The sequence below is a fragment of the Enterobacter sp. LU1 genome (assembly GCF_008271405.2).
Taxonomy (GTDB): Bacteria; Pseudomonadota; Gammaproteobacteria; order Enterobacterales; family Enterobacteriaceae; genus Enterobacter; species Enterobacter hormaechei_C.
In genome coordinates this window covers 2994360-3017183 of record NZ_CP043438.2, presented here as the reverse complement: position 1 = coordinate 3017183, position 22824 = coordinate 2994360, and the positions used below count along the sequence as shown (strand labels likewise).

The window sequence follows — 22824 nt, the reverse complement described above, 5'->3', positions numbered from 1 at the left end:
GTTTGATCAATCAATGCCGCGTGCTGTATTGACCACTTCGATTAAACATGTATGGTAGTCGTCATTGAAGTAATACATATTGGTATAACAACTTGAGAGGGTGGGGCAATGGAACAAACCTGGCGTTGGTACGGGCCGAACGATCCGGTTTCTCTTGATGATGTGCGTCAGGCTGGCGCAACGGGTGTGGTCACGGCGCTGCATCATATTCCGAACGGTCAGGTGTGGCCGGTAGAGGAAATCCAAAAGCGTCAGGCTCAGCTGGCAGAGAAGGGGTTAACCTGGTCTGTTGTGGAAAGTATTCCGGTTCACGAAGATATCAAAACCCACTCCGGTGAGTGTGATACCTGGATTGCGAATTATCAGCAGAGCATTCGTAACCTGGCAGCCTGTGGTATTGATACCGTCTGCTACAACTTTATGCCGATCCTGGACTGGACGCGTACCGACCTGGAATATGAAATGGCCGATGGTTCGAAGGCGCTGCGTTTCGATCAAATCGCTTTTGCGGCTTTCGAACTGCACATTCTGAAGCGTCCGGGGGCGGAAGCAGACTACACCGCAGAAGAGCAGCAGCAGGCGCTGGCGTGGTTCAATGCCGCCGGTGAAGCGGACATTGAGAAGCTGGTTCGCAATATCATCGCGGGCCTGCCCGGTGCGGAAGAGGGTTATACCCTCGATCAGTTCCGCGCGCGCCTGGCGGAATATGGCGATATCGATAAAAACCAGCTGCGTGAAAACATGGCGCACTTCCTGCGCGCTATTGTGCCGGTGGCAGAAGAAGTCGGCGTGCGGCTGGCGGTTCATCCTGACGATCCACCGCGCCCTATCCTCGGCCTGCCGCGTATCGTCTCTACGATTGAAGATATGCAGTGGCTGAAAGAGACGGTGGACAGCATCTACAACGGCTTTACCATGTGTACGGGCTCGTATGGCGTGCGGGCGGATAACGATCTGGTGCGGATGATCGAAACCTTCGGCGATCGCATTCATTTCACCCACCTGCGTGCAACCTGCCGTGAAGAGAACCCGAAAACCTTCCACGAAGCAGCCCATCTTGGCGGCGACGTGAACATGGTTGCGGTGGTGGATGCCATTCTCTCTGAAGAGGTACGTCGTAAGCAGGCGGGGGATGTACGTCCTATCCCGTTCCGTCCGGATCACGGGCACCAGATGCTGGACGATCTGCGCAAGAAAACGAATCCAGGGTATTCGGCGATTGGCCGTCTGAAAGGGATGGCGGAAGTGCGCGGTATCGAGCTGGCGCTGAAAATGACGAAGTATCCTGAACTTCTTTAAGCCTGATCGCCCGGTGGCGCTACGCTTACCGGGCCTACGAAAAACCGGCTCTGAGGCCGGTTTTTGTGTTTTTGTAGGCCGGGTAAGGCGCAGCCGCCACCCGACAAACGCCGCAATCAGTCAGCACGACCCATATAGCGTTTTTCTTCGATATGGATACGGATTTTCTCGCCCGCTGACAGGTACTCTGGCACCTGTACGACCAGACCGGTAGTCAGGGTAGCCGGTTTGTTACGCGCACTTGCAGACGCGCCTTTGATGCCCGGCGCCGTTTCAACAATTTCCAGATCAACGGTCTGCGGCAGCTCCAGCGCCAGCAGCACGCCATCCCAGGTCAGCACCTGCATGTCCGGCATTCCACCTTCTGGAATAAACAGCAGCTCTTCTTCGATCTGATCTTTAGTGAAGATATACGGGGTGTAATCTTCTTTATCCATGAACACGTATTCGTTGCCGTCGATGTAGGAGAAATCAACGTAGCGACGGGTGAGGGTCACGGTATCAACGATATCGTCGCCTTTAAAACGTTCTTCCACTTTCAGGCCGGTGCGGACATCGGAGAAACGCATTTTGTACAGCGTTGCTGCGCCACGGGCGCTGGGTGCCTGAATGTCGATATCTTTCACAATCAGCAGTTTGCCGTTGTAATTCAGTACCATACCTTTCTTAATTTCGTTCGCTCTTGGCATTGCAGTAATCCTGTTTACGGGAGGTAAAAAATATCGCGCCAAATTACTCGCGCGCGGCCTTTCAGGCAAGCGGAATTCGTGGGTTTTGCTATCAATACATAAAAGGTGTTACTGTGCGCGCAATGCCCGACTGCGCGGGCATCTGCCACCAACAGAGAGCATGTATGGATTGTCGTTCCGACTGTGGCGCGTGCTGTACCGCACCGTCCATCTCAAGCCCCATTCCAGGCATGCCGGAGGGCAAGCCTGCCAATACCCGCTGCGTTCAGCTCTCTGACACTAACCTGTGCATGATCTTTGGCTCGCCCCTGCGCCCGAAGGTGTGCTCCGGGCTCCAGCCAACCGCCGAAATGTGCGGCAGTACGCGCCAGCAGGCCATCACTTATCTGCTTGAGCTGGAAGCGCTCACCGCGCCTTAAACGTCTTTGATTCGCGTCAGGCAGCTCAGCGTCAGGACGCACATCACCAGCGCAATCCAGAACACCGTATGATAGTTCCAGATTTCAGCCACAACGCCCGCCAGTGAGCCTGCAATAATCCAGCCCACGCGGGTGGTATTAGTATAAAGGGTGGTGGCAGAGCCTGCCTGACCCGGCATCAGATCCTGGAAGTAGAGCATGCCGATACCGGCCAGGATACCGATGTAAATGGCGTTCAGCAGCTGTAAAGCAAGAAGCAAGGCTGGCGTATGAACCGTCAGCATACCGACATAAAACAGCAGCCCGGCTACGGCGGCGACGCGCATCAAAAAGCGCTTGCCGAAGCGCTTCGCGTAATAGCCCGCAATCAGCATGGTGGGGATCTCAAGCCCCGCGGCGGTTCCCATCATGATCCCGGCCAGCTTCTCCGGCAGATGCAACTCATCAATAATAAACAGCGGCATATTAATGATATAGAGGCTGTTGGTTCCCCACATTAGCGTACAGATAATGAATAACAGCAGCGCGTCGCGCCGGTTACGTCGCGGAGCTTCCAGCGTACCGGTCGCCACTTTCGGCTCTTTGCGCATGGAGGGCAGAAAGAACCAGACCATTGCGCCGCATACCACGAAGGCCACGGCTGCGCTGAGGTACATCACCGTAAAGCCAAAACCCATCGCCAGCGCGTAGGCGAGCGGGGGGCCAATCACCCAGGCCAGCGACACCTGCGCGCGCAGTATCGAACTGAACATCACCGCTTCTCGCCCGGTGCGGTCGGCATGCTCGCGGGCAAGGGCGAACATCTGTGGGTTGGCGGTCGAGCCGAAACTGCTCAGGAAGACGCCCACGAACAGCAGAATGAAGTAGTTACGGTTCCAGGCAAACAGCAGGCAGGCAAACACCCCGAGCAGGCAGCAAAAAACGATCAGGCTTTTGCGATCGCCTTTGCGGTCTGAACGCCCGGCAAGAAACTGGCTGACGAAAATGCCGATGATGGCGCTCCCGGTGAAGAAGAAGCCAACCATCGCCGGGCGGGCGTGGACTTCGTTGGTCAGAAACAGGCTCAGCGTAGGCGTTTGTAACGCACCGGCAATACCGGTGAGGAAAGCAACGATCAAAAACGCCGTTGACGTCAAATCAAAAGGCTTTGGTGAGGCGGCAGCGGGGGTGTTATGCATGTTCAGTCTTTGCGAGTAACAGAGAGAGGCGGAGTTTACGCCGCCTGTCATTAAATAAACAGAGGGCAAAATCAAGATTGCCACAATAAATCAAAATAGCATTTCAGTTTATCGCCGTTTCGCTGAAGCGTGCTGAACCTGTTTGCTGAACATCAGCAAAAACCTCCCGACTGAAGAAGAAATGTGCTGCACTTCTAAATTCTGCAACAAGAAATGTAACTTTTCTTGCAACCTTTTGTAGAAAAGACAAGACTTCTTGAAACGTTTCAGCGCTATCTTGCCTGTCCTGACGAAGCAGGTTAGCGCCTGGTTTCTCAGTTAAGCTGAAACGATTCAATTTCAGCAGGAGAGGAGAATCATGTTCCAGTTATCTGTTCAGGATATTCACCCGGGCGAACAGGCCGGGAATAAAGAAGAGGCTATTCGCCAGGTCGCCGCTGCGCTCGTGCAGGCTGGCAACGTGGCTGACGGCTACGTCAACGGCATGCTGGCGCGTGAACAGCAGACCTCCACCTTCCTCGGTAACGGTATTGCAATTCCGCACGGCACCACGGACACCCGCGATCAGGTGCTGAAAACCGGCGTGCAGGTCTTCCAGTTCCCGCAGGGCGTGCTGTGGGGCGAGGGTCAGGTGGCTTATGTGGCGATCGGCATCGCGGCCAGCGGTGACGAACACCTGGGCCTGCTGCGTCAGCTGACGCACGTGCTGAGTGATGATGCCGTCGCGGAACAGCTTAAATCCGCCACCACTGCTGAAGAGCTGCGTGCCCTGCTGATGGGCGAAAAACAGAGCGAAGCGCTGAAGCTGGATAATGAAACCCTGACGCTGGACGTCGTTGCGTCCGATTTGCTGACGCTCCAGGCGCTGAACGCGGCCCGCCTCAAAGAAGTGGGAGCGGCAGATACCACTTTTGTGACGTGCGCCATCAATGATAAGCCATTAAACCTGGGTCAGGGCATCTGGCTGAACGACAGTGCTGAAGGCAACCTGCGTAGCGCTATCGCGGTCAGCCGTGCTGCGGTTGCCTTTGAGACAGACGGCGAACGCGCCGCGATGCTGGTAACGGTCGCCATGGCGGACGATCAGCCGGTATCCGTGCTGAAGCGTCTGGGCGATCTGCTGCTGAACAATAAAGCTGAAAAACTGCTGAACGCAGACGCGGCGACGGTGCTGGCCCTGCTGACCAGCGACGATGCGCTGACGGATGACCTGCTGAGCGCAGAGTACGTGGTGCGTAACGAACACGGCCTGCATGCCCGTCCGGGCACCATGCTGGTGAATACCATTAAACAATTTGCAAGTGAGATCACCGTGACCAATCTGGACGGTTCGGGTAAACCAGCCAACGGGCGCAGTCTGATGAAAGTTGTCGCGCTGGGCGTGAAGAAAGGCCATCGTCTGCGCTTTACCGCGCAGGGTGCGGATGCTGAACAGGCGCTGAAAGCGATTGGCGACGCCATCGCGGCCGGTCTGGGGGAGGGCGCATAATGAGCAGACGTGTTGCGACCATTACGCTGAACCCGGCTTACGATCTGGTGGGCTTCTGCCCGGAAATTGAGCGTGGCGAAGTTAACCTGGTGCGGACGACCGGCCTGCATGCCGCAGGAAAAGGGATTAACGTGGCGAAGGTGCTGAAAGATCTCGGCATCGACGTCACCGTAGGCGGCTTCCTCGGTAAAGACAACCAGGATGGTTTTCAGCAGTTGTTCAGTGAACTGGGCATCGCTAACCGTTTTCAGGTTGTGCAAGGCCGTACCCGCATTAACGTTAAGCTGACCGAGAAAGACGGTGAAGTGACCGATCTGAACTTCTCCGGCTTCGAAGTGACCCCGGCTGACTGGGAGCGCTTTGTTGCCGATTCCCTGAGCTGGCTGGGCCAGTTTGACATGGTGTGCGTCAGCGGCAGTCTGCCGTCCGGCGTCAGCCCGGAAGCGTTCACCGACTGGATGACGCGCCTGCGCAGCCAGTGCCCGTGCATTATTTTCGACAGCAGCCGCGACGCGCTGGTCGCCGGTCTGAAAGCCTCGCCATGGCTGGTTAAGCCTAACCGCCGCGAACTGGAGATCTGGGCGGGCCGTAAGCTGCCAGAATTAAAGGATGTGATTGACGCTGCCCATGCGCTGCGCGAGCAGGGTATCGCTCACGTGGTGATTTCGCTGGGTGCAGAAGGTGCCCTGTGGGTTAACGCCTCCGGGGAATGGATTGCCAAACCGCCTTCAATGGAGGTGGTCAGCACCGTGGGTGCAGGGGATTCGATGGTTGGCGGCCTGATCTACGGTCTGCTGATGCGCGAATCCAGTGAACATACCTTACGTCTTGCTACCGCCGTTGCGGCCCTGGCCGTGAGCCAGAGCAATGTCGGTATTACCGATCGTACCCAGTTAGCCGCGATGATGGCGCGCGTTGACTTAAAACCTTTTAACTAACAGCAGGAGAGGAATAATGAAAACGCTGCTGATCATTGACTCCGGTCTCGGACAGGCTCGTGCCTATATGGCGAAGACCCTGCTGGGCGCGGCGGCACAAAAAGCGCACCTGGATATCATTGATAACCCGGGTGATGCTGAAATGGCGATTGTTCTGGGCGACAAAATCCCCGCGGACAGCGCCCTGAACGGTAAAAAAGTGTGGCTGGGTGATATTAATCGCGCGGTGGCACACCCTGAACTGTTCCTGAGCGAAGCAAAAGGTCATGCGACGGTTTACAGCGCACCTGTTGAGGCGGCGCCGGTTGCCGCCGCTGGGCCGAAACGCATTGTTGCGGTAACGGCCTGCCCGACAGGTGTGGCGCACACCTTTATGGCGGCTGAAGCCATTGAAACCGAAGCGAAAAAACGTGGCTGGTGGGTGAAGGTTGAAACCCGCGGATCTGTTGGTGCGGGCAATGCCATCACGCCGGAAGAGGTGGCGGAAGCCGATCTGGTGATTGTGGCGGCGGATATCGAAGTGGATCTGGCGAAGTTTGCCGGCAAGCCGATGTACCGTACTTCTACCGGCCTGGCGCTGAAGAAGACCGCGCAGGAGTTTGATAAGGCGCTGGCAGAAGCCAAACCGTATCAGGCAACCGGTGCGGCTAAAACTGCGACCGAAGGGAAAAAAGAGTCTGCGGGCGCGTATCGTCACCTGCTGACCGGCGTGTCCTACATGCTGCCGATGGTGGTGGCGGGCGGCCTGTGTATTGCGCTCTCCTTCGCCTTTGGTATCGAGGCGTTTAAAGAGCCGGGCACACTGGCGGCCGCGTTGATGCAGATTGGCGGCGGCTCCGCGTTTGCGTTGATGGTGCCGGTGCTGGCGGGCTTTATCGCCTTCTCCATTGCTGACCGTCCGGGTCTGACGCCGGGTCTTATCGGCGGTATGCTCGCCGTGAGCACCGGTTCTGGCTTTATCGGCGGTATCATTGCCGGTTTCCTCGCCGGTTATGTGGCGAAGCTGATCAGCTCGAAGCTGAAGCTACCGCAGAGTATGGAGGCGCTGAAACCTATCCTGATCATCCCGCTGATTTCCAGCCTGGTGGTCGGTCTGGCGATGATTTACCTGATTGGTAAGCCGGTCGCGGGCATTCTGGAAGGTCTGACCCACTGGCTGCAAACCATGGGGACGGCGAACGCGGTGCTGCTGGGCGCAATCCTCGGCGGTATGATGTGTACCGACATGGGGGGGCCGGTGAACAAAGCGGCATATGCGTTTGGCGTTGGCCTGCTGAGTACCCAGACCTACGCGCCGATGGCGGCGATCATGGCGGCCGGTATGGTGCCTCCGTTGGCGCTCGGTCTGGCGACGATTATTGCCCGCCGTAAGTTCGATAAAGCGCAGCAGGAAGGCGGTAAAGCGGCGCTGGTGCTGGGCCTGTGCTTCATCACCGAAGGCGCAATCCCGTTTGCGGCACGCGATCCGATGCGTGTCCTGCCGTGCTGTATCGTGGGTGGTGCGGTGACGGGGGCTATCTCCATGGCGGTAGGTGCGAAACTGATGGCGCCGCACGGCGGTCTGTTCGTCCTGCTCATCCCTGGCGCCATCACGCCGGTGCTGGGTTATCTGCTGGCGATTGTTGCCGGTACGCTGGTGGCAGGCCTGTCTTACGCGGTGCTGAAGCGCCCGGAAGCGGAAGTGGTCGCAAAAGCAGCCTAAAAGAGGTGTCGGGTGACGGCTTCGCCTTACCCGACCTACAAAAAAAGCCGGGTGCGTAAGCAGCCCGGCTTTTTTTATGCCGCCTGTTCAGCGGTTTGCTGCGCCTTCAGCCAGGCAATCTCTTCCGCCCAGATATCCGGGTTAATGGTTTCGAGCACCATCGGAATGCCGTCGAAGCGGGCGTCCTGCATGATAAAGCGGAACGCATCATGGCCGATGTTGCCTTCGCCCAGGCTGTGGTGGCGGTCAACGCGGCTGCCGAACGCGCTTTTCGCATCGTTTAAGTGCATACCGCGAAGGTATTTAAAACCGACAATACGCTCGAACTCCTCGAAGGTATTTTTCGTGGCCTCGGTTGTGCGCAGGTCATAGCCGGCGGCAAAGGCGTGACAGGTATCGATGCACACCCCCACGCGGGATTTATCTTCCACGCCGTCGATGATCGCCGCCAGATGCTCAAACTTAAAGCCGAGGTTGCTGCCCTGACCGGCGGTATTCTCAATCACCGCCGTCACGCCCTGGGTTTTATCCAGCGTCATGTTGATGGACTCGGCGATGCGCGCCAGACAGGCGTCTTCGTCAATCTGCATCAGATGGCTGCCGGGATGGAAGTTCAGCAGCGTCAGCCCCAGCTGTTCACAGCGCTGAACCTCATCCAGGAACGCTTCGCGGGATTTTTCCAGCGCCTCGGCAACCGGGTGACCGAGATTAATGAGGTAGCTGTCGTGGGGAAGGATTTGGCCAGGCCCATAGTGGTATTTCTCACAGGCGGCTTTGAAATCATCAATCACTTCAGCGGTGAGCGCTGCGGCGCGCCACTGGCGCTGGTTTTTGGTGAACAGGGCGAAAGCGGTCGCCTCGATTTCGGCGGCGCGAATGGCGGCATTCGCAAGGCCACCGGCAGCGCTGACGTGCGCTCCAACATATTTCATAAAAAGACTCCTGTTAACCCGAAATGCCTATGATAGCGGGTTAACAGGAGAAGGACGAGATGGTTTATGCCAACAGGCTGTGCACGGCGAGGTTAATCGCACCACCGCCAACGATTAGCCAGATGAACAGCACCAGCGCCATCAGCAGCGGTTTCGCGCCGGCTTTTTTCAGCGCGCTGACGTGTGTGGTGACGCCCAGCGCCGCCATCGCCATCGCCAGCAGGACCGTATCCAGCGTCACCAGCATATCCACCATTGCTTTTGGCAGCAGGTGGAAAGAGTTGAAGACAGCGACCACGATGAACAGGATCGCAAACCACGGAATGGTGATTTTGCTTTTCTCGCTGCCGCCTGCCGGAGCAAGCTGTTTAACCCGCGCCGCGAGGAAAATCAGGAACGGGGCCAGCATCATCACGCGCAGCATTTTGGCGATGACCGCCGCGTTTTCCGCTTCCGGGTTAATGGCGTGACCTGCCGCCACCACCTGCGCCACTTCGTGCATGGTTGAGCCGATATAAATGCCGTAGGTTTCCGGACTAAACCAGTGCGCCACCAGCGGATACATGGCCGGATACAGGAAGATCGCCAGCGTACCGAAGATAACTACCGTCGCGACGGCAACCGTGACTTTACTGGCTTCGGCTTTAACGACGGGTTCTGTTGCCAGTACCGCCGCCGCGCCGCAGATGCTGCTACCCGCACCGATCAGCCAGCTGGTCTGTTTGTCCAGCCCAAAGATCTTCTGGCCGATAAAGCACGCCAGTAAAAAAGTGCTCGAAAGGGTCAGGACGTCAATGGCAATCCCGCTGACGCCAACGTCCGCAATCTGCGAAAAGGTGAGGCGGAAACCGTAAAGAATAATCCCGAGGCGCAGCAAATGCTGTTTAGCAAAGATTACCCCGCCGTCGCAGGATTTCCAGATGTGCGGGTAAACGGTATTCCCGACCACCATGCCAAGCAGAATGGCCAGCGTCAGGGCGCTGAACCCTGCGCCGGCAACCGCCGGTATACTCCCGCCCCATAAAGCCACGCCGGTCACCACGGCGCTGAGCGCGAGACCCGGCACGAAGTGCCACACTGTACGATGATGTTGTAAGGTGATTTCTGACATAACCTTCTCCTTTGTCTGGCTAAAGGTTACGGCGCTCTGGCTTAAAAATAAAATTGATTATATATTTATAATCAATCTTTATAAGTGGTAAGCAACCATGCACATTACATTGCGTCAGCTGGAAGTTTTTGCCGAGGTGCTGAAAAGCGGCTCGACAACCCAGGCGTCACAAATGCTGGCGCTCTCGCAGTCCGCCGTTAGCGCGGCCTTGACCGATCTTGAAGGGCAACTGGGCGTTCAGCTTTTCGACAGGGTAGGAAAGCGGCTGGTGGTGAACGAGCATGGCCGCCTGCTGTACCCGCGTGCCCTGGCCTTGCTGGAGCAGGCAACGGAGATCGAACAGCTGTTCCGCGAGGACAACGGCGCTATTCGCGTCTACGCCAGCAGCACGATCGGTAACTACATCCTGCCGGAAGTGATTGCCCGCTACCGCCGGGATTTTCCGACCCTGCCGCTGGAAATGAGCGTCGGCAACAGCCAGGATGTGATCAACGCGGTGATCGATTTCCGCGTGGACATCGGGCTTATCGAAGGGCCGTGCCACAACGTGGATATCATTGCGGAACCCTGGCTGGAGGATGAGCTGGTGGTGTTTGCCTCCCCGGCCTCTTCTTTACTCCAGGGCGAGGTGACGCTGGAGCGTCTGGCGCAGGCGCAGTGGATCTTGCGAGAGCAGGGCTCCGGCACGCGTGAGATTGTCGATTATCTGCTGCTGTCCCATCTGCCGCAGTTCCAGTTAGGGATGGAGTTAGGTAACTCCGAGGCGATTAAGCATGCGGTGCGTCATGGCCTGGGCATTAGCTGTCTTTCCCGACGGGTGATTGCCGAACAGCTGGAGACCGGCTCTCTGGTTGAGATCCCCGTTCCGCTGCCGAAGCTGGTGCGCACGCTGTGGTGCATCCATCATCGTCAGAAACACCTTTCCAGCTCGCTCCAGCGTTTTCTGCGCTACTGCGCCATTTAACGTTCCCCGGTGGCGCTTCGCTTACCGGGGCTATGTGCGCTTATCACCCCACATTTTTATGCTTTACTTATAATCCTGGCCGAGTCATGAAGCTCTCTTATAACTGAGCATTTCTGCCGGAAGCAACGCAGATCGTCTGCTACAATCGCGCCTCATTTATTGAATGGACAGCATTTTCACATGGTTTCAGAAACTAAAACCACAGAAGCGCCCGCGCTACGTCGCGCACTTAAGGCGCGTCACCTGACGATGATCGCCATTGGCGGCTCCATCGGTACGGGTCTTTTCGTTGCCTCTGGCGCAACAATTTCGGCAGCCGGCCCGGGTGGGGCACTATTCTCTTATATCCTGATTGGCCTGATGGTCTACTTCCTGATGACCAGCCTGGGTGAACTGGCGGCATACATGCCGGTGTCTGGTTCCTTTTCGACCTACGGACAAAAATACGTTGAGGAAGGCTTCGGCTTCGCGCTGGGCTGGAACTACTGGTACAACTGGGCGGTGACCATCGCCGTTGACCTCGTCGCCGCACAGCTGGTGATGACCTGGTGGTTCCCGGACACGCCAGGCTGGATCTGGAGCGCCCTGTTCCTGGCGGTCATCTTCCTGCTGAACTACATCTCCGTGCGCGGCTTTGGCGAAGCGGAATACTGGTTCTCTTTGATTAAAGTGGCAACCGTCATCATCTTTATCGTCGTCGGTGTGGCGATGATCGTTGGTATTTTCAAAGGGGCTGAACCGGCGGGCTGGAGTAACTGGACTATAGGCGATGCGCCGTTTGCCGGGGGCTTCTCGGCGATGATTGGCGTGGCGATGATTGTCGGCTTCTCCTTCCAGGGTACCGAGCTGATTGGTATCGCGGCCGGTGAATCCGAAAACCCGGAGAAGAACATTCCGCGCGCGGTGCGTCAGGTGTTCTGGCGTATCCTGCTGTTCTATGTGTTCGCGATCCTGATTATCAGCCTGATCATTCCGTATACCGACCCAAGCCTGCTGCGTAATGATGTGAAAGACATCAGCGTCAGCCCGTTCACGCTAGTCTTCCAGCACGCGGGTCTGCTCTCTGCCGCGGCGGTGATGAACGCGGTGATCCTGACGGCGGTACTGTCTGCGGGTAACTCCGGGATGTACGCCTCCACCCGCATGCTCTACACCCTGGCCTGCGACGGTAAAGCGCCGCGTATTTTCTCGAAACTGTCTCGCGGTGGCGTGCCGCGCAACGCGCTGTATGCGACCACGGTGATTGCGGGTCTCTGTTTCCTGACCTCCATGTTCGGCAATCAGACGGTCTACCTGTGGCTGCTTAACACCTCTGGTATGACGGGCTTCATTGCCTGGCTGGGCATTGCCATCAGCCACTACCGTTTCCGTCGCGGGTACGTCAAGCAGGGTCATGATCTGAATAATCTGCCGTACCGGTCAGGGTTCTTCCCGCTGGGGCCGATCTTCGCCTTCGTTCTGTGCCTGATTATTACCCTGGGTCAGAACTATGAGGCCTTCCTTGCGGACACCATTGACTGGGGCGCCGTCACGGCCACCTATATTGGCATTCCGCTGTTCCTGATCATCTGGTTTGGCTACAAACTGACGAAAGGAACACGCTTCGTTCGCTACAGTGAAATGGATTTCCCGGAACGATTTAAACAATAACCGCACTTCCTCTCTTTTAGCCCGCTCAGTTGAGCGGGCTTTTTTATGGGCAGATCAGAAGCTGTAGGTCATGCCGACGGTATAGCGACGGCCATCCAGCACGGTGTCATACGTATCGTAATCAATCTGCTTATCGAGCACGTTATACACACCGGCAGTAACCAGCAGGTTTTTGTTGGCGTTGTAGCGCATACCGACATCAACCTGAGTGTAGGACGGCGTACCCTGGGACATTGACGTGCGGCTCAGGTACTCAGACGTTTTACCGCGCAGGTTCAGACGGCTCCAGAATCCGACATCTGGCGTCGCCTGCCAGTCCAGGGTGGTGTTGAACATGTGTTTCGGCATTTTGTTCAGTGGCTTGCCGGAGAACTGGCCGCTCTTCTGCTCAGACTCCGTATAGGTGTAGTTTGCAGTCCAGTTCACATCGCGCGTGATTTTCCACCCGAAGGAGGACTCCACACCGCGCATGTTGGCTTTGTCCACGTTGACGCGATCGCTGACGAAATCATAGCTGTGATCGCCAATCGTACAGGCGGGATCGGCGCTGCTGTTACAGCGGCGAACTTCCGTAATCTTGTCCTTGAAGTCGGTATTAAACAGCGTTACGCCGGCATTCAGGTTATCGTTGTTATCCCAGAGCAGGGCGAGCTCTTCGCTCAGGCTCTTCTCTGGTTTCAGATCCGGGTTGCCAACGATGATACCGTCAAGACGGCCGCCACCCGTTACCTGGCCCCAGCTGGCAGACGACTGACGCAGATCCGGCGCACGATAGCCAGCCGAAACCCCGCCTTTTAACGTCCACTGATCGGCCAGGTGCCATACGCCGTAACCGCGCGGCGTCCAGTTAGTACCGTAGTTTTGGTCTTTGTCCATACGCAGGCCGCCGGTCAACGTAAAGCTTTCCGTCATTGCCCATTCATCTTCGGCAAACAGGGCCCAGCTCCAGCGCGTCAGTTTGTTCAGGCCGTCAGCAGCTTCCAGCTGATTACCCTTGTCGCGCAGTTTCTCATAACGATACTGCCCGCCGAGGGTCAACGTATGATCGCCGAGGAAAATCTGGTTCTGGTTGTTGAAGGTGGTGTTATAGGAGCGCATTTTGCGACCTGGATTATTGGTCTCTTCCTGCTGGATATAGCTGGTGGTATTGAAGTCGTCGTAATACCCGCTGTGCGTTAAGGAGTAGGTCGTGTGCTCATAGCGCGAGTCGCTTTTGGTATTTGGCGTACAGGTTGTTCCCCGGCAGGTTTCAGCCGCTTTCGACATCCCCGGGGTGCTGTTTCTGTCCTGAAGCTCGCGAGCAAAGTCGAGGTCGAAATCGTTCTTCTCGTCCGGCGTGAAGTTCAGCGTAATGCCACCGTTACGCATTTTCTGCTCGTTATAGCCGTTCACGATTTTATCTTCTGCGCGGCGTGACAACAGCCCCGTCACTTTTGCGCCCAGCAGTCCGTCGATCAGGGGACCAGAAGCGTAGGCGTTGGTCTGGAAGATATCGCCGGAATCATTGTTTTCCTGGAAGGTCGCATCGCCATGCAACGAACCGGTCCAGGCTTTAGTGTTCGAGACTTTTTTGGTAATGACGTTAATTACGCCACCCATAGCATCGGAGCCGTAAAGCGAGGACATCGGGCCGCGGATGACCTCGATGCGCTCAATGGACTCCAGCGGCGGCAGCCAGCCTTGTTCAATACCCGAGTTGTCGCTGTTGGGGCGGGTGCTTCGCGTACTGACGCGTTTGCCGTTCACCAGGAACAGGGTGTACTGAGAGGCCATGCCGCGAATACTGATATCACTGCTGCTCCCGCCGCCAGTGACGACAACGCCCGGGACGTCTCTCAGGGCATCGGTAACATCACGGTAGGCTTTATCTTCAATCTGCTGTTTTGAAATCACAGAGATGGAGGCGGGGGCATTCTGGATCTTTTGTTCAAAACCCGTCGCGGTGACGACAACGGTGTCCTGATCGGCTGCGTGAACGAAGGGGGAACATGTGGCAGCGCCAATGGCGACGGCCAGGAGCTTAATGCGCGGTATTGTCATTTGTACATTCCGTATAAAAATGAATAAAACTCCATCGGGATAACCCTGAGAACTGTATGTTTTTGTCTTGTAAGAACTCTTTGAGATGGAGAAGAGCCTGGAATTGTACAAAAGAATGTAGAATTGTAAACACAAATGATAATTGAAATCATTTGTGTTTGGGTGTCGGCGACAGAAATCAGGCTGGATTCAAGCGGATAGAAGTATGTAAAGAGGGGGAGGGGAAGACCCGGTAGGCAGGAGGCGCTACCGGGCAAAAGGCGGAACTTATCTGAACAGATGCTCCGCATGGAAGCGGAGATGATCCTCAATAAAGGACGCCATGAAGTAATAGCTGTGGTCGTATCCCGGCTGAATGCGCAGCGTTAGCGGCCAATCCTTCTGGCGCGCGGCTTCCGCCAGCACCGCAGGCTGTAGTTGTCCGGCGAGGAACTGATCCGCATCGCCCTGATCGATAAGCATTGGGATCGCATTCACCGAATCGCTCGCCAGCATCAACGCGCAGCTGTCCCATTCCTGCCATTTTTCTGCATCTTCACCCAGATAGTGCGTAAAGGCTTTTTGCCCCCACGGCATCTGCGTTGGGTTCACAATCGGCGCAAATGCGGACACGCTGGTGTATTTCCCCGGATTTTTCAGCGCCATTATCAGCGCCCCGTGGCCACCCATCGAATGTCCGCTTATCGCGCAGCGCTCGCTGACCGCGAACTGAGAGTGCACCAGGGCAGGCAGTTCATCGCGAATGTAGTCATACATGCGGTAATGGCTCGCCCACGGTTGTTCCGTGGCGTTGAGATAGAACCCGGCGCCTTTACCCAAATCGTATCCGGCATCGTCGGCCACGTCATCGCCACGCGGGCTGGTATCTGGCATCACCAGCGCAATGCCCAGTTCGGCGGCAATACGCTGGGCACCCGCTTTGGTGGTGAAGTTTTCGTCGTTGCAGGTCAGGCCTGAAAGCCAGTACAGCACCGGTGGATTGTCCGCAGGGGGCAGGAAAATGCTGAACGTCATAGCACAATTCAGCGTGGTGGAGTCGTGCCGCCAGCGCTGCTGTCGACCTTCAAAACAACGATGCTCTTCGAGCAGTTCCATGCAGGGCTCCTTAAAGGTAAGACGATTCATAAAACGCATAATACAGAGTTTTCATTGACCTGTGAGCAACTTTCACTTTCGCAGGACGGCGAGATGTTGCATCATAAATTTACTTTTCTTTAACAATTGGAGCGATCATGGCGCTGCGTATCGCGCTCAGCGGATTTGTGGTTCTGGTCGTGGCGATGGGGATAGGGCGCTTCGCCTTCACGCCTCAGGTGCCGCTGATGATAGCCGCCGGGCAACTCACGCTTACCAGCGCGGGGCTGGTGGCGGCAATGAACTATCTGGGCTATCTGGTGGGGGCATGGGATGCCATGCGCGCCCATCGCTTCGTTGAAACGCGTCTCTGGCTTGGCATCACCGGTGCGGTGGCGCTAACGCTGCTCTCCGCGGCGGCAGATAATGCCGTTGTTCACGGTCTGCTGCGCTTTGTGATCGGCTGCATGAGCGGCTGGTCGATGGTGCTGATTGCCGCCTGGACCAACGAGCGGCTGGGGCAGCTGGGCAAACCGGGACTCAGTGCGGCCGTCTTTGCCGGACCCGGGGCCGGCATCGCCCTGAGCGGCCTGCTGGCGGTCTATATTCAGGCGAAATCCTTGTCCGCCGGGGCGGCATGGCAAATCTACGGCGTACTGGCGCTGGTGCTGATTGTGCTGGTGGCGCGCTACCTGCCGCGGTCCGGGCAGCTCCATCGGCCCGGTACCGCGCCTGAACCGCTGCTGCTGACCGCAGATCTCAAGCGTCTGGTCTGGAGCTACAGCCTGGCAGGGTTCGGCTATATCCTCCCGGCGACCTTTTTATCGCAAATGGCGGCGGTGCGTTTTCCTGGCAGCCTGTTTGCCCAGTTTGTCTGGCCGATATTTGGCGCCGCCTCGGTGGTGGGAATTGCGCTCAGCATTGCCCTGCGGCATACATCAAGCGCTAACCGCAGGCTGGCGATTGTTCTGTGGTTACAGGGGATTGGCGTGCTGGCGGCCTGGCTGCTGCCGGGCATAGGCGGCTTGCTGACGGGTGGGCTGCTGGTGGGCGGCGGGTTCCTCTGCGCCGTGCAGCTCTCTCTTTTGTACGGTCGCGAGCTGGCGCCAGACCACACGCGTTATATGGCGGGACTGCTCACCACCGGGTATGCCATTGGTCAGCTGGTGGGTCCGGTCACGTCGGCACTGTCGACCTGGCTCACGCATCGGCTGGAACCTGCGCTGGGGCTGGCGGGGATCGCGCTGTTCGTTGGCGGAGCGTTAGTCTGGAACCGTCAGGCTGAAAGGCAACAGCAATTGCAATAATTATCGTCGTGAATACTGGATTATGTGCGTCGCCTCACGCACAATGAGCGCACACTTTTGCCACAACGAGGGCAAAAGACGCCACACCTGCAGGAGAAAAGAATGTCATCACTCAGTAAAGAAGCAGCCCTTGTCCATGAAGCGCTGGTTGCGCGCGGTCTTGAAACGCCACTGCGCCCGCCCGTGCAGGAGCTGGACAATGATACCCGCAAGAGTCTGATCGCCGGCCATATGACGGAGATCATGCAACTGCTGAATCTCGATCTGAGCGACGACAGCCTGATGGAGACGCCGCACCGCATCGCGAAGATGTACGTCGACGAAATTTTCTCCGGCCTGGATTACGCGAACTTCCCGAAAATCACCGTCATTGAAAATAAGATGAAGGTCGATGAGATGGTGACGGTACGCGATATCACGCTGACCAGCACCTGCGAGCATCACTTTGTGACCATCGATGGTAAAGCGACGGTGGCCTATATTCCAAAAGATACGGTCATTGGCCTGTCCAAGATCAACCGCATCGTGCAGTTCTTTGCCCAGCGTCCGCAGGTGCAGGAGCGTCTGACGCAGCAGATCCTGACCGCACTGCAAACTCTGTTGGGTACTAACAACGTGGCGGTGTCTATCGACGCGGTGCACTACTGCGTGAAAGCGCGCGGCGTGCGTGATGCAACCAGCGCAACCACCACCACTTCGCTGGGCGGCCTGTTCAAATCGAGCCAGAACACCCGCCAGGAGTTCCTGCGCGCCGTGCGTCACCACAACTAATCAGACAGGGCAGGGACCATGGAGCGAAACGTCACGCTCGATTTTGTTCGCGGCGTCGCCATTCTCGGTATCCTGCTGCTGAATATCAGCGCCTTCGGTCTGCCGAAGGCCGCTTATCTGAATCCTGCGTGGTATGGCGACATCACGCGCAGCGACGCCTGGACGTGGGCAATCCTCGATCTCTTTGCACAGGTTAAATTCCTGACCCTCTTTGCGCTTCTGTTTGGCGCGGGACTTCAGCTTCTCCTTAAACGCGGTACGCGCTGGATCCAGTCGCGTTTAACGCTGCTGGTTATCCTCGGTTTTATTCACGGGCTGCTGTTCTGGGACGGCGATATTCTGCTCGCGTATGGTCTGGTGGGGCTGATTTGCTGGCGGCTGATCCGCGACGCGCCCGGTGTGAAAAGCCTGTTTAATACCGGCGTGATGCTCTATGTCATGGGACTGACCGTGTTATTGCTGCTTGGCATGATTGCCGATGCTTCCACCAGTCGTTCATGGATCCCGGATGCGGCCAACCTGCAATATGAGCAGTTCTGGAAGCTGAAAGGCGGCATGGAAGCGATAGGCAACCGGGCCGATATGCTCGGCGATAATCTGCTGGCGCTGGGCGCGCAATACGGCTGGCAACTGGCGGGGATGATGCTGATGGGCGCAGCCCTGATGCGCACCGGCTGGCTGAAAGGGGAATTTAGCCTGCGACACTATCGTCGTACGGGAGCAGGGCTGGTGCTGCTCGGCGTGATCATCAACCTCCCGGCGGTGATGATGCAGTGGCATCTTCAGTGGGATTACCGCTGGTGTGCATTCCTGTTGCAGGTGCCGCGCGAACTGAGCGCGCCGTTCCAGACTATTGGCTATGCGGCGCTGATCTACGGCTTCTGGCCCCAGCTTTCCCGCCTGTGGATCGTCAGTGCGGTGGCCTGCGTTGGGCGGATGGCGTTAAGCAATTACATCCTGCAAACGCTGATATGCACCACGCTTTTCTACCGATTCGGCCTGTTTATGAAATTCGACCGCCTGACGCTGCTGGCGTTTGTTATTCCGGTCTGGATTGTTAACGTGGTGTTTTCGGTTGTCTGGCTGCGTTTTTTCTGCCAGGGGCCGCTGGAATGGGCATGGCGACGGTTAACCGTCCGTGCTTCGGGCGTGTCATTGCGTAATACATCCAGATAACGATCTGGATCACAATCATTAACAAAACGGATGTAAGCGTTTTCATCTGTGTGAGCTTCTTCACGTAGTCTCCTCTCTCTCGCTGCCAGAATAGCCACCTTGCTAAACACAGGGGGTGTCTGTGAGTTGCTGCAATCCTTTAAAGGGTGGTGAATATGATCACCATTCGTGACGTCGCCCGCCAGGCGGGTGTTTCTGTTGCTACTGTCTCCCGCGTGCTGAACAACAGTGCGCTGGTCAGCCCTGAAACGCGTGAAACCGTAATGAAAGCCGTGACCCAGCTGGGGTACCGGCCAAACGCTAATGCCCAGGCGCTGGCGACGCAGGTCAGCGATACCATTGGCGTAGTGGTGATGGACGTGTCGGACGCCTTCTTCGGCGCGCTGGTCAAAGCGGTGGACGTCGTTGCCCAGCAGCACCAGAAATATGTGCTGATTGGCAACAGCTATCACGAGGCTGAAAAAGAGCGTTATGCCATTGAGGTACTGATCCGCCAGCGCTGTAACGCCCTGATTGTGCACTCTAAAGCCCTGAGCGATGAAGAGCTGGCCGGGTTTATGGAGCAGATCCCCGGCATGGTGCTGATCAACCGTATCGTCCCCGGCTACGCGCACCGCTGCGTCGGTCTGGATAACATCAGCGGCGCGATGATGGCGACGCGGATGCTCATCAGCAACGGCCATCAGCGCATTGGTTATCTGGCCTCCAGCCACGGTATTGAAGACGACATGATGCGCCGCGAGGGCTGGCAAAACGCCCTGAAAGAGCAGGGCATTGCGCCGCTGGAAAGCTGGGTAGGTACCGGTTCGCCGGACATGCAGGGCGGTGAAGCGGCAATGGTGGAACTGCTGGGGCGTAATCTTCAGCTGACGGCCGTGTTTGCCTATAACGACAGCATGGCGGCAGGTGCGCTTACCGCGCTGAAAGACAACGGCATTGCGGTGCCACAGCATTTATCGCTGATCGGCTTTGACGATATCCCGATTGCCCGTTACACCGATCCGCAGCTGACAACGGTGCGTTACCCCATTGCGTCGATGGCGAAACTGGCGACAGAGCTGGCGTTACAGGGGGCGGCAGGGCTGTTAGATCCTGACGCAACGCATTGTTTTATGCCGACTTTAGTACGCCGCCATTCGGTCGCTATCCGACAAACTGTGGCTCCGATCACTAACTGATAACATCACGTGATGTAACCGTTTTCAATCTGTGAGTAAATTCACAGTATCTTAACAAGCCGCTGTCTATGATGTCAGCGTTTTAGGGGCTGAAACATAATGTAACGGTGATTATTCACTTTTACCGTTACCAGCATGCCTCAAACAACGAATAAAACGCATTTCTGGAGCGTTACCGAACACGGAAGCTGGACATTTTATAAGTGAACTTCGGCGATCAGTAACGTTTTATTAACTTCTGCCCGCCGACCGTTTTTCACAAGAACTACCCTGCATAAAAAAAACCGGAGATACCATGAATAAGAAGGTGTTGACTCTGTCTGCTGTCATGGCAAGCATGCTTTTTGGCGCAGCAGCGCACGCAGCGGATACCCGTATTGGCGTGACTATCTATAAATACGACGACAACTTCATGTCCGTTGTGCGTAAAGCAATTGAAAAAGATGCTAAATCAGCGCCAGACGTGCAGCTGCTGATGAATGACTCCCAGAATGACCAGTCCAAACAGAACGATCAGATTGACGTTCTTCTGGCAAAAGGCGTGAAAGCGCTGGCTATTAACCTGGTTGACCCGGCTGCGGCAGGCACGGTGATCGAGAAAGCGCGCGGCCAGAACGTGCCAATTGTCTTCTTCAACAAAGAACCTTCCCGTAAGGCGCTGGACAGCTACGATAAAGCGTATTACGTGGGTACCGACTCCAAAGAGTCCGGGATTATCCAGGGCGATCTGATTGCGAAACACTGGGCGGCGAACCCGAACTGGGATCTGAACAAAGATGGTCAGATTCAGTTCGTTCTGCTGAAAGGCGAACCGGGCCATCCGGATGCTGAAGCACGTACCACCTACGTTATTAAAGAGCTGAACGACAAGGGTCTGAAAACCCAGCAGCTGGCGTTAGACACCGCCATGTGGGATACCGCTCAGGCGAAAGATAAGATGGACGCGTGGCTCTCTGGCCCGAACGCCAACAAAATTGAAGTGGTCATCGCCAACAACGATGCGATGGCAATGGGTGCGGTAGAAGCGCTGAAAGCCCACAACAAATCCGCCATTCCTGTATTCGGTGTGGATGCCCTGCCAGAAGCGCTGGCGCTGGTGAAATCTGGCGCTATGGCCGGTACCGTGCTGAACGATGCCAACAACCAGGCGAAAGCCACCTTCGATCTGGCGAAAAACCTGGCCGACGGTAAAGGCGCCGCTGACGGGACTAACTGGAAAATTGACAACAAAATCGTTCGCGTTCCTTACGTGGGCGTAGACCAGTCCAACCTGGCTGAGTTTATCGGTAAATAAGTTATCTGCATTGTCTTCACTGGGCGCAATTCGTTGCGCCCTTTTATAACGCGATATGCGAGGCCAACAAGGTATAATTATGGTCAGCACAACTACTCAGTCGTCCGGTGAATACTTGTTGGAAATGACCGGTGTCAACAAGTCATTCCCCGGTGTTAAGGCGCTCGATAATGTTAATTTAAAAGTTCGTCCACACTCTATTCATGCGTTAATGGGTGAAAACGGTGCGGGTAAATCAACATTATTAAAATGCCTCTTTGGGATCTATCAAAAAGATTCTGGCAGCATTCTTTTTCAGGGAAAAGAGATCGACTTCCATTCAGCGAAAGAAGCGCTGGAGAACGGTATCTCGATGGTACACCAGGAATTAAACCTGGTTCTGCAACGTTCAGTTATGGATAATATGTGGTTGGGTCGTTATCCAACCAAAGGTGTCTTTGTCGATCAGGATAAAATGTATCGCGACACCAAAGCCATTTTTGATGAGCTGGATATTGATATCGACCCGCGCGCACGCGTCGGGACATTATCCGTTTCCCAGATGCAGATGATCGAAATTGCCAAAGCGTTCTCCTATGATGCGAAAATCGTGATCATGGATGAACCGACATCGTCATTAACGGAAAAAGAGGTTAACCACCTTTTTACCATTATTCGTAAGCTGAAAGATCGCGGCTGCGGCATTGTCTATATCTCACATAAAATGGAAGAGATCTTCCAGCTGTGCGATGAAATCACCATCCTGCGCGACGGCCAGTGGATCGCCACCCAGCCGCTGGAAGGGCTGGATATGGACAAGATCATCGCCATGATGGTTGGCCGTTCTCTGAACCAGCGTTTCCCGGATAAAGAAAACAAGCCAGGCGAAGTGATTCTGGAAGTGCGTAACCTGACCTCGCTGCGTCAGCCGTCTATCCGCGATGTCTCTTTCGATCTGCACAAGGGGGAGATCCTTGGCATCGCAGGGCTGGTGGGCGCTAAGCGCACCGATATCGTGGAAACCCTGTTTGGTATCCGTGAGAAAGCCGAAGGCACCATTACGCTGCACGGTAAGAAGATCAACAACCACAACGCCAACGAAGCCATTAATAATGGCTTTGCGCTGGTGACGGAAGAGCGTCGTTCCACCGGTATTTACGCTTATCTGGATATTAACTTTAACTCGTTAATTTCTAATATTCGCAATTACAAAAATAAAGTCGGGCTGCTGGATAATTCCCGCATGAAGAGCGATACCCAGTGGGTGATTGACTCCATGCGCGTGAAAACGCCGGGCCACCGCACGCAAATTGGCTCACTCTCGGGAGGGAACCAGCAGAAAGTCATTATTGGTCGCTGGCTATTAACCCAGCCTGAAATTCTGATGCTGGATGAACCTACGCGCGGTATCGACGTGGGTGCAAAATTTGAGATATACCAGCTGATCGCCGAGCTGGCGAAAAAAGATAAAGGGATCATTATTATTTCTTCCGAAATGCCGGAATTGTTAGGGATCACAGACCGTATTCTGGTTATGAGCAATGGTCTCGTTGCCGGTATTGTTGAAACCAAAACGACAACGCAAAACGAAATTTTGCGTCTTGCGTCTTTGCACCTTTAAGATCAGGGGCTCC

The 22824-nt window shown here is 55.9% G+C and carries 19 protein-coding genes; 13 read left to right on the top strand and 6 right to left on the bottom strand.

All coding sequences use genetic code 11. The features are described from left to right. Window positions 1-108: 108 nt before the first annotated feature. On the top strand, window positions 109-1299 hold the full coding sequence (uxuA, locus tag FZF21_RS14415) for a mannonate dehydratase (RefSeq protein WP_017383391.1): 1191 nt from the start codon (window positions 109-111) through the stop codon (window positions 1297-1299). Between the two features lie 116 nt (window positions 1300-1415). Here uxuA and yeiP read toward each other — a convergent pair whose 3' ends face one another. Then, window positions 1416-1988: an elongation factor P-like protein YeiP gene (gene yeiP / locus FZF21_RS14410; protein ID WP_003859355.1), complete on the bottom strand. Its 573-nt coding sequence runs from the start codon at window positions 1986-1988 to the stop codon at window positions 1416-1418. Window positions 1989-2152: 164 nt separating this feature from the next. Between yeiP and FZF21_RS14405 the strand changes: the two genes are divergently transcribed. Next, window positions 2153-2407, top strand: coding sequence for a YkgJ family cysteine cluster protein (locus tag FZF21_RS14405; protein ID WP_003859353.1), 255 nt, complete (start codon window positions 2153-2155; stop codon window positions 2405-2407). Here the strand turns inward: FZF21_RS14405 and setB are convergent. Continuing rightward, window positions 2404-3585: a sugar efflux transporter SetB gene (gene setB, locus FZF21_RS14400; protein ID WP_015572310.1), complete on the bottom strand. Its 1182-nt coding sequence runs from the start codon at window positions 3583-3585 to the stop codon at window positions 2404-2406. The two genes, FZF21_RS14405 and setB, sit on opposite strands and share 4 nt — an antisense overlap. A 358-nt stretch (window positions 3586-3943) precedes the next feature. Between setB and fruB the strand changes: the two genes are divergently transcribed. The 3 genes from fruB to fruA are packed head-to-tail and all read left to right on the top strand — an operon-like array spanning window position 3944 to window position 7714. Further along, a complete protein-coding gene (gene fruB / locus FZF21_RS14395) occupies window positions 3944-5074 on the top strand; it encodes a fused PTS fructose transporter subunit IIA/HPr protein (protein ID WP_040117881.1) in 1131 nt (376 codons plus the stop codon). Beyond that, entirely contained in the window at window positions 5074-6012 is a 939-nt protein-coding gene (gene fruK / locus FZF21_RS14390) for a 1-phosphofructokinase (protein ID WP_006811313.1), read from the top strand. The genes fruB and fruK overlap by 1 nt, the downstream gene beginning before the upstream one ends. A 16-nt stretch (window positions 6013-6028) precedes the next feature. Further along, the gene (fruA, locus tag FZF21_RS14385; protein WP_015572312.1) at window positions 6029-7714 is read left to right on the top strand and encodes a PTS fructose transporter subunit IIBC; all 1686 of its coding nucleotides are present in this window, start codon (window positions 6029-6031) and stop codon (window positions 7712-7714) included. Window positions 7715-7788: 74 nt separating this feature from the next. Here the strand turns inward: fruA and nfo are convergent, their stop codons facing one another. Beyond that, window positions 7789-8646 carry a deoxyribonuclease IV gene (gene nfo, locus FZF21_RS14380; RefSeq protein WP_017693043.1) on the bottom strand — a complete coding sequence of 286 codons (858 nt, stop codon included), beginning with the start codon at window positions 8644-8646 and terminating at the stop codon, window positions 7789-7791. A 64-nt stretch (window positions 8647-8710) separates the two neighbouring features. After that, window positions 8711-9757: a YeiH family protein gene (locus FZF21_RS14375; protein WP_017383388.1), complete on the bottom strand. Its 1047-nt coding sequence runs from the start codon at window positions 9755-9757 to the stop codon at window positions 8711-8713. A 97-nt stretch (window positions 9758-9854) separates the two neighbouring features. Between FZF21_RS14375 and yieE the strand changes: the two genes are divergently transcribed. Together yieE and FZF21_RS14365 are read left to right on the top strand one after the other, a co-directional pair. Next, window positions 9855-10721 (top strand): DNA-binding transcriptional regulator YeiE, encoded by an 867-nt coding sequence (gene yieE / locus FZF21_RS14370; RefSeq protein WP_017383387.1) that lies wholly within the window; start codon window positions 9855-9857, stop codon window positions 10719-10721. Window positions 10722-10901: 180 nt separating this feature from the next. Next, entirely contained in the window at window positions 10902-12371 is a 1470-nt protein-coding gene (locus tag FZF21_RS14365; protein ID WP_006811308.1) for an amino acid permease, read from the top strand. Between the two features lie 54 nt (window positions 12372-12425). On the opposite strand, the gene FZF21_RS14360 is transcribed toward FZF21_RS14365, so the two are convergent. Both FZF21_RS14360 and fghA read right to left on the bottom strand, forming a co-directional pair. After that, a complete protein-coding gene (locus FZF21_RS14360; protein WP_015572315.1) occupies window positions 12426-14411 on the bottom strand; it encodes a ligand-gated channel protein in 1986 nt (661 codons plus the stop codon). Between the two features lie 267 nt (window positions 14412-14678). Continuing rightward, window positions 14679-15506 (bottom strand): S-formylglutathione hydrolase, encoded by an 828-nt coding sequence (gene fghA, locus FZF21_RS14355; RefSeq protein WP_149121268.1) that lies wholly within the window; start codon window positions 15504-15506, stop codon window positions 14679-14681. Between the two features lie 137 nt (window positions 15507-15643). Here fghA and FZF21_RS14350 point away from each other — a divergent pair, with 137 nt between their 5' ends. From FZF21_RS14350 to mglA, 6 genes are all read left to right on the top strand, one after another. Continuing rightward, on the top strand, window positions 15644-16792 hold the full coding sequence (locus FZF21_RS14350; RefSeq protein ID WP_017383385.1) for a YbfB/YjiJ family MFS transporter: 1149 nt from the start codon (window positions 15644-15646) through the stop codon (window positions 16790-16792). 102 nt (window positions 16793-16894) lie between these two features. Further along, window positions 16895-17563: a GTP cyclohydrolase I FolE gene (gene folE, locus FZF21_RS14345; RefSeq protein ID WP_015572317.1), complete on the top strand. Its 669-nt coding sequence runs from the start codon at window positions 16895-16897 to the stop codon at window positions 17561-17563. Between the two features lie 18 nt (window positions 17564-17581). Further along, window positions 17582-18739, top strand: a complete 1158-nt coding sequence (gene yeiB, locus FZF21_RS14340; protein ID WP_149121269.1) for a DUF418 domain-containing protein YeiB — start codon at window positions 17582-17584, stop codon at window positions 18737-18739. Between the two features lie 155 nt (window positions 18740-18894). Next, window positions 18895-19917, top strand: coding sequence for an HTH-type transcriptional regulator GalS (gene galS / locus FZF21_RS14335; protein ID WP_003859324.1), 1023 nt, complete (start codon window positions 18895-18897; stop codon window positions 19915-19917). A gap of 295 nt (window positions 19918-20212) precedes the next feature. Then, window positions 20213-21211, top strand: a complete 999-nt coding sequence (mglB, locus tag FZF21_RS14330; RefSeq protein WP_017383382.1) for a galactose/glucose ABC transporter substrate-binding protein MglB — start codon at window positions 20213-20215, stop codon at window positions 21209-21211. Between the two features lie 79 nt (window positions 21212-21290). Continuing rightward, window positions 21291-22811: a galactose/methyl galactoside ABC transporter ATP-binding protein MglA gene (gene mglA / locus FZF21_RS14325; RefSeq protein WP_003859320.1), complete on the top strand. Its 1521-nt coding sequence runs from the start codon at window positions 21291-21293 to the stop codon at window positions 22809-22811. Window positions 22812-22824: the final 13 nt, after the last annotated feature.